Here is a 14,006-nt window from a genome sequence, read left to right as displayed (position 1 = left end):
AGCCAATCACCTAATCGTTGTCATGACGTTTTCTAAATGCACAAACAAAGAACCCATCGGAGCCAAAATCATCGGGATAAATAGTCAACCAAGGTGTTGATCGATTTTCTTTCAGATGATGAATCGTCTCCACTGGCACAAGTTCAAAGTCTGGATGTGCTTTGACAAACGCAGTTGCCACGTCATCGTTTTCTTGTTTCAAAATGGTACAAGTACTGTAAACTAGTATACCGTTTTCCTTCAGCGTCGGTGCTACTGCATCAAGAATTGCTAACTGAATCTGCTGAAGTTGTTTGCTATCCGCAAGCGTCTTAGCATAACGAATTTCTGGTTTTCGACGTAATAAGCCTAATCCCGAACAAGGTGCATCGACCAAGATTCGGTCAAATGCCTCATCGCCAAACTGTTGAGCCGACTTTCTAGCATCTAATTGTTCCGCCGTTATTCTGTCTGAAACTTGCATACGACGTGCATTTGCTTCGATCAGTGCAACTTTATGCGCATGCAAATCCAGTGCCGTGACATGTCCGCCCTGTGATGGATTCAGTCGAGCAGCAATTTGCGTTGTTTTACCGCCGGGGGCAGCGCATGCGTCTAATACAGCATCGCCAGGTTGCGGAGCTAAAGCCTCAACGGGCAACATCGCACTTTCGTCTTGAATTGTAATAAGTCCCTCATTGAAAGGCGGTGTACCCGCGGGGTGGCCAGCGTTGATTCGCAACCCTTCCCCGCTGACTTCACTGTCCGTCCATTTCAACCCTGCCGCAGTAAGCTGTTGCAAAAGTGCCTGTCGCTCTCCAAGCGCGGGATTTAGCCGAACTGACTGAAACGCTGGCCGATTGATGCTGGCTAAAGTCTGCTTTGTCTTATCGTCGCCAACTGTTTTGCGCATCTGTTGGACCCACGGCATTGGCACACTATAAGTCGTACTCAAGCGCGTCAACGGGTCCTTAATTGTTGATAAATCTGCAAAACCATGTCGATCAACCGCGTGCAAAACACCCGTTACAAACCGACGAATGCCCTCATGTCCACGTTGCTTGGCAATCTGAATGGTTTCATCAAAAACCGCCCGTGTTGGCACCTTATCCAAATACTGCATTTGAAACAGGGCTGTTCTAAGTAAGATAAGAACCCACGGTTTAACCTTGGCTGGTTGTTTGATAAACGGCTTTAGCCAAAAATCCAGCGTCAGTTGGTGCTGTAAAACACCATAAACAATTTCCGTACATAACCCCGCATCCACTGGAGATAGCTGGGCATCGTCTAATGACGCATTTAAACTTAGATTTGAGTAACCGCCCTTAGCGACGTTTTCTAGAACTGAGACGGCGACAAAACGCGGATTCGTTTCTGAATTCACTTGTTTGCTAACATGATCAGATTGATTTTTAAGCTTTGTTGCCATTAATTTGTCGCTCCAAACTTCATTTTCATGATTTGTTTACCAACCTCAAATTGCGTGTCCGCACCGTTCAGAAAATCAGTAATCGCCATTTGGGGATGGCCTGCTGGTTGCAAACGGTTGATTCTTAGAACCGTCCCCTGGCCAGCAGCAACATCTAGTTCATGCTTGGTTCGGTTAACTACCGTCCCTGGCACCTGAGTCGTCTGTTGATCAGCTAATACGGTGACGTCCAAAATCTTCGTTCGAACATTATCCATGACTACATAGGCAGTCGGAAACGGCCGTAAGCCTCGAACTTGCCAATCAATTTCACTGGCCGTGTGCGTCCAGTCAATCTCTTCTTGAGCACGTGAAATATTCGGCGAAAATGTGACCGCCCGTTCGTCTTGTTTAATGCCGTCAACTGGACCCTCGATCAACGTCGGCAATGTTTTTAATAACAAATCCCGGCCCGCCAGACTCAGTTTGTCAAACATCGACCCTGTATCATCTGCCTGGGTGATTGGACATTTAACTTGTGAAATGACGTTACCAGCATCCATCTGACGAATCATGTACATAATGGACACACCGGTTTCTTTATCGCCGTTCATAATGGCATAGTGCACTGGCGCACCGCCACGATAAAGTGGCAACAATGAAGCATGTACGTTGACCGCCGCTACCTTAGCGGCCTTCAATAATTTCGTTGGCAGGAACTGACCGAACGCGGCCGTGACGATAAAATCAGGCGCAATGTCAATCACCCGTTGCATTTCCGGTGACTTACTGACTTTCTCCGGCTGGAGGACTTCAATATTGTGGGCCAAGGCCACCTTTTTAACCGGTGATGGTGTTAAAACATGTTTCCGGCCAACTGGGCGATCTGGCTGCGTCATTACCGCAGCAACATCATACTTTTCAATCAATGATTCCAAAATTGGTGTAGAAAACGCTGGTGTTCCCATAAATACAATTTTTGTCATGAATTTGCTCCTTATACCTCGTCTTTATTGTTCGAAATTGCCCAATCCTGGACACCGCTCATTAAATAAAGTTCTGCGGTTCCATGTCGATGGCAACCTGCAGACCGTTACGCTGCTCACGCTGTGCATCGTCCAAAATGCCATCCAAAACTGACTGCAGTTTAGGCTCTCGCTTATATTTTAAAACAATTTGATAGTAATAACGATTTTTGATGCGGGCAATTGGTCGTGGGGTCGGTCCTAAGATAATTGTATCCGGTGACAATGTCTGCTTAAGCTGATCACTCAATTCAAACATTTTCTTAGCAGCAACGCCCTCGTCTTTGTCACTGGCGGTTATCAAGGCCGTGAAAAAGTATGGTGGGTAATTACCCATGTGGCGAATTCCCATTTCCACCCGAAAGAATCGTTCATAATCCTGCGTTTTAGCTAGTTGGATGGCGTAATGATCCGGATTAAACGTTTGGATCAATACCTCACCCGGTTTGTCGGCCCGTCCGGCCCTGCCACTAACTTGAGTTAACAACTGAAAGGTCCGTTCACTGGAACGAAAATCTGGCAGTCCCAACGCGGTGTCCGCATTAAGTACACCCACCAGTGTCACATCTGGATAGTCTAGCCCCTTGGCAATCATTTGTGTACCCAGCAAAATATCCGCTTTGTGCTGTCCAAATGAATTGAGTAGCTTTTCATGCATCCCCTTGCGCCGGGTTGTATCAACGTCCATCCGAATAATCCGTGCATCTGGCAGCAAACTATTTAACTCCGCAGCAACTTTTTCGGTACCAGAGCCATAATAACTGATGCGTTTGCTGTGACAGTTTGGACAAATTCGCGGGATTGGCTCTTCATGACCACAGTAATGACATTTCATTGTGTGACTGTCCATGTGTAAAACTAGCGAAATATCACAGTTTGGACATTTTAGAACAAAGCCACAATCGCGACACATAACAAAAGAAGAAAAGCCGCGCCGATTTAGCATTAACACACTCTGTTCATGTCGTTCCAGCCGAACTTTTAACGCTTCTATCAAAGGCGTAGAAAAGTTACTTTCCGTGTGCGCCTTAAGTTGTTCACGCATGTCGATAATTTTTACTGGTGGCAATGGCTGCTGATTGATTCGGTGTGGCAATGCTAGTCGGGTGTAAACGTGACGTTCAGCACGCGCACGACTTTCCAGAGATGGCGTCGCTGATCCCAAAACCACTGGAGCATGGTGTCTTTGAGCGCGCCATAACAACACGTCACGGGCGTGGTAACGGGGATTGTCTTCTTGTTTATAACTGGTTTCATGTTCCTCATCCATCACAATCAAACCAATATTTGTCAATGGTGCAAACGCTGCTGAACGAGCACCGACCACGACCGCTGCTTCATGTCGTTCAATACGGCGCCATTCATCATACTTTTCGCCAGCGCTTAAACCACTATGAAGCACGGCCACTTGATGACCAAAGCGGCCCTTTACCCGATTTACCATTTGTGGTGTTAGCGCAATTTCCGGAACTAACATCAGTGCCGTCTTGTGTTGAGCCAAGGCGGCTGCGATGCTTTGCAGATAAACTTCGGTTTTTCCGGAACCAGTAACACCTTGTAACAGGAACGTTTTTGGATCATGAGCATCAATTGCCTCAGTTATGGCATTAACTGCGCTCCGTTGGTCAGGCTGCAAGTCTAGCGGCGCTGTTTTAGCAATTCGATGATTAGCGTATGGATCACGATAAACCTCACGTTCGCTTAATTCAGCCCACCCTTTTTTTGTAGCAGCTGTAAAATCGGCACGTGTTAATCGTTCATCTGTAAGTACATCCTGCAACGGACGCGCTTCCTGTAAATCCATTAACCTAGTCAGCACTCGCAGTTGTTTAATTGCATTCGGACGTACATCCTTTCGTGCTGTTTCAATCTCGGTTGGTGATAATGCTGATTTTACCCATGTGACTGTTTTAACATGAGCACGATCAGCAACCTGATACTCAGCATGAATAATTTGACGCTGTTGTAGCTTTGCCAAAGCATCAGTTTGTTCGTCAGTTAATGAAGCGGCCGTAAAATCCAGCCGCTGCTGATCATCAAATAATGAGGCTAACTGAGGATCGTCAATTGGTGCATCAGCAACGAGAAACTTATGACTTTTAGTTTTTAAGGCAGCCGGAAGCATCGTTTGAATGGTTGAAATACGAAATGCAAACGTATGTTGAGCCATCCAGTCACTTAGCGATAGTAATTCTTCATTTAATACGGGTGCTAAATCTAATAAAGCGCCCAGTGGTTTAAGTTTGCCGCTGAAAGTTTCATCTAAAGTGTCCGCGTCGCTCACGCCGACCACCATACCACCGACTTCGCGGTGACCTTGGCCAAACGGGACAGCAACACGCATTCCAGGCTGAACCGCATCTGTCAGCGAATCTGGAATTAAGTATGAATAAGGTCGGTTCGTTTGCATTGTTGGCACATCCACAATTACCTGTGCAATTTTTGCCATCACGCGTTCCTTTCTGATCATTGCTAGTAATTGCTAGTCTTAATCTCAATTTTTGAGTTTCAATGTGTTTTTGTCTTTTCCAATTGTACCAGACATGACAAGTACTATGCCGTTTCAAGATGCCGATTTAATGCATCATAATATGAGGCATGGCCATGAATGATCATTTCACTAACAAAAAGCCGTACAACCAAGAATTTTACGGTCAACTGCCACGTAAATAGTCAGTATTGTGAACTTATCACAGGCAAATTTGATTCGGGTTTCATCCTTCAAACAAACTTGATCATAATAAACGCACTTTTTTCAATGAAATAAGACATTAAGGTTGAGAAGTCACAAAATTAAATTTACGATAATAGTAGATGTATTTACATCACATACTTTTTAGGGGGTAAGGCAATATGCGTACGTTTTCAGTCCGCGTCCTCGATGACGCCTTTGAGCTCTCCTACGTACCAAACGGAAAAACAAATGCGACAAAAACAATCACCATCGTGTGCGATCCTGATGTACCCATTGGTGAAAATCTTGAAAAGATTCGTGAAAAACTGGCCGGCATTGATTTCGATGCAGCACTGATTGAAAATCCATTGGAATATGATTTTTCAGATACCATTATTGGGGTCAATCACCAGCGAATCGATATGGGTCTGGCATTGTCTAACATGCTGAACATCCCCGTTGTCAGTCAAGAAACGGCTAATCGTAATGGCTTAGCTGAAGCCATTGAAAACAAGCGTCAATACAATCAGTGGCACCTTGATTACTACGGCGAATATGCGGCCAAACGTAATTACGGCCAAGAAGCAATGCTCACCATCGGTAATGGCTATTATGGATTACGGGGTGCATACTTGGCAGCTAATGCAGATGTTGACAATTACCCCGGCATGTACGTTGCAGGTTTATACAATCAATTGACCACCAAAATCAATGGTCGCGACGTGGTGAACGAAGATTTAGTTAACTTGCCAAACGCACAGTACTTGTCCTTTAGCATCGATCATCAAGAACCGTTTTCTGTTAAAAAAGAAAATATTTCTGATATCTATCGTTCACTAGATTTACATACAGGTGTGCTCACCACAACAATGTTGGTATCCTTACCGACTGGCCACTTGCTCAAAATCTGTGCACAACGGGTCGCAGATATGAACCAATGGCACCGCTTTGCCATTCGTTATGAAATCACACCCATGAACTTTGAAGGTACTGTCACCGTTTTCTCAAGAATTGATGGTAGCGTTACCAATGCGAATGTGGACCGTTACAAGTCGTTCGATGGTCGTCATTTCGACGTCACCGAAACCACCATTAATGGTTCAGACGCCATGCTCAGCGGTCAAACCAAAACTTCAAAGGTCGCTTTTTCAATTGGTAGTCGCCTTTCAAGTCAAGAAATAACGCCGTCAACAAAGATAAATGAAAGCGTTACCGATGATGTCCTTGAGCAAAACTTCTCGTTCCAAGCACAAACTGGCACGACTTATGTTATTGAAAAAGCGGTTGCTATCAACACATCCTTGGAGACCAAGGGTGATTTAAATAACGCCGTTACATCAGAATTGGACGATGCAAACTTTAGCGGCATCGTGCAACAAAACGCCAGCTTCTGGAACGAAGTTTGGCAAGACAGTGATATTCAGATTGACGGGGATTTGACTGCCCAAAAGTTAACACGAGTTAACATTTATCACCTATTCGTATCTGCTTCCCCAATCAGTAATCCGCATTTAGACGCCTCTGTCGGGGCTCGTGGGCTCCATGGGGAAGCTTACCGTGGTCACGTATTCTGGGACGAATTATTCATCCTGCCTTACTACACCTTGCACACGCCATCCCTCACCCGCCAATTGCTCATGTACCGCTACAAACGTTTGGACGCTGCTAAGCAAAATGCGGCTGCTGAACATTATGACGGCGCTATGTATCCTTGGCAGTCGGCGCAATTTGGGGATGAACAATCGCAACTGCTCCACTTTAATCCCGACAGTGGCAAATTTGATCCCGACAACAGTCGTTTGCAACGCCATGTTTCATTAGCTATTGCCTACAACGTTTGGCTTTATTACCACTCAACTAATGACACCGAGTTCATGACCAAATATGGTCTGGAAATGTTACTTGAAATTGCCCACTTCTGGTCCAGTAAGGCCGTTAAAAATGACAACGGCCGTTACGATATTAAAAATGTCATGGGCCCAGACGAGTTCCACGAAAACTATCCTAATGCCGATGAGCCTGGCCTAACAGAAAATGCCTACACCAATATCATGGTAAGTTGGCTGTTTACAACTTTAGCCAACATTCATAAGGCAATGCCAGCAAAGGACTGGTCAACGGTCACAACCAAAGTCGGACTTAACGATGATGATTTCAATCGTTTTGATGACATCGCTCATCATTTAGCATTGGACATCAATAAAGATGGGATTATCGGTCAGTTTGCTGGCTACTTTAAGTTGCCAACGCTCGATTTTGAAAAATACCGGAAAAAATATGGTAACATTTCGCGAGTTGACCGGTTATTAAAAGCAGAAGGCAAATCACCCGATTCTTATCAGGTTGCTAAACAAGCAGATGCCTTAATGGCCTACTACAACCTAAGCTTTAACACGATTGATAACGTTCTGAAAACCCTTGGTTATAAAATGCCAAGTGAATATCTCACCAAGAACATCGAATACTACTTGGCAAGAACCACTCATGGTTCAACCTTATCAAGAATCGTCTATTCAGAATTAAGTCTGATTGACGGCAACATGGATCAGTCATTCGCTTTCTTCAACACCGCTTTACGTTCTGACTACTATGACATTCAGGGTGGGACAACTGCTGAAGGTATTCACCTTGGTGTTATGGGTGCCGTCTTAATGCTAGAATTACGTAACTACGGTGGTGTCAATGAATTTGAATCTGAACTAGCCGTTGATCCACACTTACCAGAAGACTGGCACCGTCTCGCATTTAGTGAACGCTTTAAGGGTGTACTATACAAGTTTGACCTCACCCACACTAGCATTCATGTGACTGTAGATAAGCCTGCTAAACTTACGGTTCGTGGGCAAGAGTTCTCAGTTGCACCAGACAAACCCTTACAATTAAAAAATTAATTGCAGGCGTTCAAACGAATCATCAAAATTAAAAATTATTTTGCGGAGGTTTTATTAATGACAAAGTTTGCGGATTTAAAGGGATTTATTTTTGATTTGGATGGCGTAATTACTGGTACAGCAAAGTACCACGGACAAGCGTGGCATCAACTAGCTGACGAACTTGGTGTGACCTGGACCGAAGAGCTGGCCAACGGCTTAAAAGGCGTTTCCCGGATGGATTCCTTGGAAATGATTTTAAAGGCCGGTGGTAAAGAAAATGACTATACCCCGGAAGAAAAAGTTGCCTATGCAACAAAGAAAAATGACAATTATCTGTCACTCATCAAAAACATGACACCTAATGACGTCTTCCCCGGTATTAAGGAGTTTTTAGATGATTTGATCGCCAATGGTTACCAGATTTCCTTGGCTTCTGCCTCAAAGAATGCACCAACTATTTTAGGTCATATTGGTTTGTCCGACTACTTTACCAAAATTGTTGACCCTGCTACTTTGAGTAAGGGCAAACCTGATCCAGAAATCTACACCCGGGGCGCAGAAATTCTTGGCTTGGATCCATCTGTTTGTGCCGGTGTGGAAGATGCTGCGGCCGGAGTGGCCAGTATCAATGCCGCTAACGAAACCTCTATTGGAATTGGCGATAAACAAGAACTAAGTGCCGCTAATGTTATTTTTGCCGACACCAGTGCATTAACCCTTGATAATATCAAAGCACAAATGGACAATTAGTCGACTCAAATTAATGCAAGATAATAAGTTTCAAAAACGACTTACCGATTTCATAATCGATAAGTCGTTTTTTGATTATCATTAGAACATAAAACAAAAGCTGCACCTATTAAGAACGCCCAAGAAATGTTGTCTTGGTAGTCTCTAAAACGTGACCCTTAATTGCCCGATAAAACTCATTTAACCAATAACCGTTTTGCAACGGCAATGTGGTATCTAAAGCGTAACCTGTGACGGTATAGACATGATCACCGTTTGGCGGCGTTGGACCAACGTAATGCCGTGTAATCGCCGGATCAGTTTGATGAATCAGGCCACCTGCCGTACTATTATTGCCTTGAACAAAGGCTTCACCTTCACGACGGCTGGCATCCTCTTTAAGTTTGGCGTGATCAGCAGACAGATTAGCCCCAATCCAGTGAATGTACGTAAATCCTGAAACAGGAATCGCATCATCATCTAACAGTGTCCATGCAACGGTTTTTGCACCTGCTGGTAGATCAGTGAACGTCATCGGAAATGAAATCACCGGTTGGCCTGAGTACATTTCGTCCGGTTGCGCATGTCGACTATAACGGTCACCAATGTACCCATTTTCAGTTGGAATTTCAATCTTCATGAATCTGCTGCTCCCTTTCTGAATGTTTTTTATCGGCATCATTTACTCGCGATGAGTTGATAGTGCCTCAACCCGTTAACGATTCCATCCGTGGTGTTCGTCGTAGTAATGTAATCGGCGACTTTTTTATCACGGGGGTTACCATTTCCCATAACAATAGCTGTATCAACGCTAGCAAACATCTCAAGATCGTTTAATTCATCCCCAAAGGCATAAGTATGAATACCTTCCAAATGTGCCTGTTGAAGCAATTTCTCTAACCCACTTCGTTTTGTAACACCGCTCTTCATAGTATCCAAACAAACTGGATTATTTCGCACCAAGGTTAATTGACCCGCAAAATGTTCGTTATAGAGATCTTCCTTGTCACGATTAAACACATTTAAGAAGTTAATGGGATGCTTAAGGTAATATTCTGGGTCCACCGTAATCGATAAGCGCAGTGCCTTATAGTTGTTAACGATATCATCCGTTGTCTTGGTCAACGCAAAACCTTGATTGTTGTAATAAGCAACCGCGTCACCCTGTTCATTTGCAAACGCTGTGAACGATTCGATAAGCGATTGATCAATTGCTTCGCGGAATAACTCTTTACCACGATACTGAACGTACGAACCATTGGCGCTAACCACCGTGTCAATGCCTGTTTCATCCAATACGTCCTGAATCTCAAAGATGTTACGACCTGTTGCAATCACTGGCAAAATATCGTGTTGCTGCATTTCCTTTATTGCGGCAATACTTTCAGGCAGGACATTTTTTTGATCATCAAACAGTGTTCCATCTAAATCAAAAAAAACAACTGCTTTAATTTCCGTGTTCATGAGAACAACCCCCTCGTTTTCACTACCCCTTAAGCATAGCGCATTCTGGAAAAAATGGCATTGTTTGACTCCCTCCAGTCAAGATTTTTTGAAGTCTCTTATTTGCGAATTGTCAGTGACTGAAAACAGAATTCTTGCCCATGGTTTATTAGACCTTAAAGTGACAGATAGCAGCAGTGCTAATTTGAAAGGCTAAGACAACAGTAATGTTCATTTAAAAAAACGCCGAAACTAAAATGACCCTATTCCTACAATTTAGGAATAGAATCATCGTGTGTTAAGAATTAATTTTTAAACTGAATTTGTTTCTTAATGCTCTTTTTAAAGAACACCATTATTGAACAGTTGGTTTAGGTGTTGATGTACCCAAGTCTTCTTCATGATCGGGATCAATTGTGACTTCACCAGCCTCAACCTCTTCAAGTGCCTTGCCGACAGACTTAACTGATTGATAATGTGGTAGCAATTCCTGGGCACCAGCGTCTAACTCATGTGCACGTTTGGAAGCCAACATAATCAGTGAATAACGTGAGTCAACTTTCTTTAAAAGCTTATCTACTGATGGATATAAAATCATAATTTAAGCGTCCTTCCCATTTTCCGTCTCGGTAACCTGCTTTGATTCTAACATTTGCGCATAGTCCGGGTAAACCCTAGGCACCCGCAAACGTTCCGCTCTAATAATTTCGCGGATCCGATCAACAGCAAGATCAACTTTATCATTAACGACTGCATAATCATAGTTCCGCATCATTTTAATTTCTGTAACAGCCTGGTGAATGCGTTCGTTAATCACTGTCATGGTTTCTGTACCACGACCGACCAGCCGTTGCTTCAGTGCCATTAAATCAGGCGGAGTTAAGAATATAAACACGCCATCAGGCATCTTCTCACGAACTTGCATGGCACCGTTGACCTCGATTTCAAGAAAAACATCTTTTCCAGAAGCTAAGGTATCCTTAACATATTGCATTGGTGTTCCGTAATAATTATCAACGTACTGAGCATATTCAAGCATTTCACCGGTTTCAATGTTGTGTTCAAACGTCTCTTTGCTCACAAAAAAGTAGTCTTTTCCGTTTACCTCACCTTCCCGTGGCTGACGGGTAGTCATTGAAATGGAATACTGAAAATCAGTTCCTCCTTGGTCAAACATTGCTTTCCGAACTGTTCCTTTACCGACCCCTGATGGACCAGAAAGAACAATTAACATTCCACGTTTCGGCATCGACTGCTTCGTTCCTTTCATCTATAACCTAAAAAAGAATTTAACAATTATTTTGCACTTTTTTTGCATCAATTTCAAGCGTTCAACTACGACATTTGCCGCTAAATACGCCGTTTTAGAAACTTTTGCGTGAAAAGTGTCCCTTTGCAAAAGCTCGTTAACGGAATTGAAATTTATGTTTGCATTTTTGAACGCGTGTTCGTATAATATAAATAGTCAAACAGACGTTCGCTATCACGAACAAATTGTCGAACGTTATAAAAACAATTCAACTATTTTCGTCATTTTCTTAATGGCGAGCGATACGAAATTTCGGAGGCCAAGACTATGGAACAATTAATGCCAAATACTTATATCAACCCTGTAATGACGAAATCAACGATACATCATAGTATTCGTCATTTATCGATTGTTTCAAACCATAGTCATCTTTCTGTTGGTCAGCGTATTAGGAAATTCTTCACAGCAGAACGTGGCGATACGTTACGTCATCCACAGTTTTCGTCTGACGTGATTATCGCCCACCTCGATCGTGCACTGAAACAGCACGCTGTTGTCTCAATCATGTTAAACCAGCCATCAAACCCATTTGCCAAGAAACTCACGACAGTTACTGGCACGCTTAGGCAGGACCAAGACATTCTGACAATTACCAATCACGCAACTGGCAAAACCTATTTAATTTTGCCAGAACAAATTCGTCAAATCTGTTTCGGCTTGATGGTTGCTTAAGCCTTAGCGACTATTGATTGCGCATTTGAAGAATGACATTACATTACACCAGTTGTATAAAATAAAGCACTTGCGTTAATAGTTCCTGAGTATCTGATCAGGAACTATTAACGCAAGTGCTTTTTATTTCCGTTTAATTTTAAATATCGTCAGACCAACGACTATACCTTATGATTCAGCTAACTGCTTTTTTTCTGCATCTGCCATTTTCAACAACTCTGAGGCGTGTTCAGTTGTCAATTTTGTCACAGTCGTACCGGCCAACATCCGTGCTAGTTCAGTTACCCGTTTAGCAGTTGTCAACTTATCAACACTGGTCTTAGTGCGTCCTTTGTTGATCTGTTTCTGAATGTAAAATTGATGATCCGCAATCGCAGCAACTTGTGGTAAGTGAGTGATACACAAAACTTGAGAGTGGCGACCAATTACCATAATTTTCTCGGCAATGGCCTGAGCAACCCGCCCTGAAACACCAGTATCCACCTCATCAAAAATAATACTTGTCACACCTTGGTTTTCAGAAAAAATCGTCTTCAAAGCCAGCATCATCCGCGAAAGTTCTCCGCCAGAGGCCGTTTTGGCCAATGGCTTGGGATCTTCACCAGGGTTTGTTTGAATATAGAATTCAACGTTATCAATCCCAGTCGTAAAGAATGGTGTGTCTTCATGTTTCAAAAACCGCACGCTAAAAACTGCCTTTTCCATATAGAGAGCCTTCAACTGTTCATGAACAGCTTCTTCTAATTGCTTAGCCAATTTTTGTCGCATTTCACTAAGCTCACTGCCTGCTTTTTGCACCGCAGTCTTGGCCTTATTTAACTGAGTCATCAGTGTCTGATCATCATCCTGATCACCCTGCATACGATCCAATTCAACTTTGATTTTATCAAAGTAGGCCAACACCTTGGGTACAGAATCCCCGTACTTGCGCTTTAATTGGTGTATAACCTCCAGACGTGCTTCGATTTCATCCAAACGTCCTTCATCAAACTCCTGATTATCAAGTTGTGAAGAAAGACCATTAGTTGCATCCTGAAGGCCATAATAAGCACTCGCAATCGTGTCAGATAATGCCTGATACTCAGGATCTAACGTGGCAATTTCTTGCATGGATGCCATCGCGGCGCCAATGCGATCCAGGGCTGAACCATCTTCACCACCATCAATGGCTTCATGACTACTTTCTAAGGCTGTCACAATTTTTTGATAGTTGGCCAAACGATCTCTTTCTGTAATCAACGTGTCCTCTTCATCAGGCGACAGATTGGCATCTTCAATTTCTTGCACCTGAAATGTCAACATATCAACTCGCTGCGCCCATTCTTGGGCGTGGTCACGTTTGTCAATTGCCAGCTTACGTAGTCGCCGGTATTCATCATATTTATCTGCATACGATTGCTTCAACTTAGCTAAGGCGTTAGGTTTGTACTCATCTAACAACTGTAAGTGCTTTTCTGGCTGCATTAATTCTTGATGTTCGTTTTGACCATGAATATCGACCATTGTCTCCCCAATGCGTTTGAGGGTGGTGGTATTAACTAATGTGCCATTAACTCGACTAGTATTATGCCCGTTTTTATTCAGTTCACGATCGATAACCACTTGTTGATCAGCATGATCAATACCAAGGTCTGACAACACTTCAAAAGTGACAGAAGACTTTGGTAGCACGAATAATCCCTGTATCGACGCTTTAGTTGCCCCTTTACGAATAAAGTCAACGGAAGCGCGGCCACCGGCCAGTAAACCAACGGCGTCAATAATGATGGATTTACCTGCACCTGTTTCACCAGTCAGAACACTCATTCCATCATCAAAAGCAATATTCAATTTTTCAATAATTGCAAAGTTCTTAATGGATAATTCCTGTAGCATTCCTTGCTCCTTAAGCCCT

At 43.3% G+C, this 14,006-nt stretch carries 11 protein-coding genes; 3 read left to right on the top strand and 8 right to left on the bottom strand.

Going from position 1 to position 14,006, the window contains the following annotated elements; translation table 11 throughout:
- Positions 1–10: 10 nt before the first annotated feature.
- From rsmB to priA, 3 genes are all read right to left on the bottom strand, one after another.
- Positions 11–1,408 carry a 16S rRNA (cytosine(967)-C(5))-methyltransferase RsmB gene (gene rsmB / locus G400_RS0100995; RefSeq protein ID WP_017261779.1) on the bottom strand — a complete coding sequence of 466 codons (1,398 nt, stop codon included), beginning with the start codon at positions 1,406–1,408 and terminating at the stop codon, positions 11–13.
- Positions 1,408–2,373 (bottom strand): methionyl-tRNA formyltransferase, encoded by a 966-nt coding sequence (gene fmt / locus G400_RS0100990; protein WP_017261778.1) that lies wholly within the window; start codon positions 2,371–2,373, stop codon positions 1,408–1,410. The genes rsmB and fmt overlap by 1 nt, the downstream gene beginning before the upstream one ends.
- 61 nt (positions 2,374–2,434) lie before the next feature.
- Complete coding sequence (priA, locus tag G400_RS0100985) at positions 2,435–4,861, bottom strand: primosomal protein N' (protein ID WP_017261777.1); 2,427 nt, start codon at positions 4,859–4,861, stop codon at positions 2,435–2,437.
- Positions 4,862–5,265: 404 nt separating this feature from the next.
- Between priA and G400_RS0100980 the strand changes: the two genes are divergently transcribed.
- Together G400_RS0100980 and pgmB are read left to right on the top strand one after the other, a co-directional pair.
- Positions 5,266–7,977 (top strand): glycoside hydrolase family 65 protein, encoded by a 2,712-nt coding sequence (locus tag G400_RS0100980; RefSeq protein ID WP_017261776.1) that lies wholly within the window; start codon positions 5,266–5,268, stop codon positions 7,975–7,977.
- Between the two features lie 57 nt (positions 7,978–8,034).
- A complete protein-coding gene (pgmB, locus tag G400_RS0100975; protein ID WP_017261775.1) occupies positions 8,035–8,709 on the top strand; it encodes a beta-phosphoglucomutase in 675 nt (224 codons plus the stop codon).
- Positions 8,710–8,818: 109 nt separating this feature from the next.
- Here the strand turns inward: pgmB and G400_RS0100970 are convergent, their stop codons facing one another.
- From G400_RS0100970 to gmk, 4 genes are all read right to left on the bottom strand, one after another.
- On the bottom strand, positions 8,819–9,328 hold the full coding sequence (locus G400_RS0100970) for a YbhB/YbcL family Raf kinase inhibitor-like protein (RefSeq protein WP_017261774.1): 510 nt from the start codon (positions 9,326–9,328) through the stop codon (positions 8,819–8,821).
- 38 nt (positions 9,329–9,366) lie between these two features.
- Entirely contained in the window at positions 9,367–10,152 is a 786-nt protein-coding gene (locus G400_RS0100965; RefSeq protein ID WP_017261773.1) for a Cof-type HAD-IIB family hydrolase, read from the bottom strand.
- A gap of 334 nt (positions 10,153–10,486) precedes the next feature.
- Positions 10,487–10,729 (bottom strand): DNA-directed RNA polymerase subunit omega, encoded by a 243-nt coding sequence (gene rpoZ, locus G400_RS0100960; protein ID WP_017261772.1) that lies wholly within the window; start codon positions 10,727–10,729, stop codon positions 10,487–10,489.
- A gap of 3 nt (positions 10,730–10,732) precedes the next feature.
- On the bottom strand, positions 10,733–11,380 hold the full coding sequence (gmk, locus tag G400_RS0100955) for a guanylate kinase (protein ID WP_017261771.1): 648 nt from the start codon (positions 11,378–11,380) through the stop codon (positions 10,733–10,735).
- 327 nt (positions 11,381–11,707) lie between these two features.
- Here gmk and G400_RS0100950 point away from each other — a divergent pair, with 327 nt between their 5' ends.
- Positions 11,708–12,112 carry a hypothetical protein gene (locus G400_RS0100950; protein ID WP_017261770.1) on the top strand — a complete coding sequence of 135 codons (405 nt, stop codon included), beginning with the start codon at positions 11,708–11,710 and terminating at the stop codon, positions 12,110–12,112.
- Positions 12,113–12,280: 168 nt separating this feature from the next.
- Here G400_RS0100950 and recN read toward each other — a convergent pair whose 3' ends face one another.
- Entirely contained in the window at positions 12,281–13,987 is a 1,707-nt protein-coding gene (gene recN / locus G400_RS0100945) for a DNA repair protein RecN (protein ID WP_017261769.1), read from the bottom strand.
- Positions 13,988–14,006: the final 19 nt, after the last annotated feature.

The sequence above is a fragment of the Furfurilactobacillus rossiae DSM 15814 genome, from assembly GCF_000428925.1.
Classification (GTDB): Bacteria; Bacillota; Bacilli; order Lactobacillales; family Lactobacillaceae; genus Furfurilactobacillus; species Furfurilactobacillus rossiae.
Note: the sequence above shows the minus strand (reverse complement) of the source record. Positions and strands in the feature narration are given on the sequence as shown.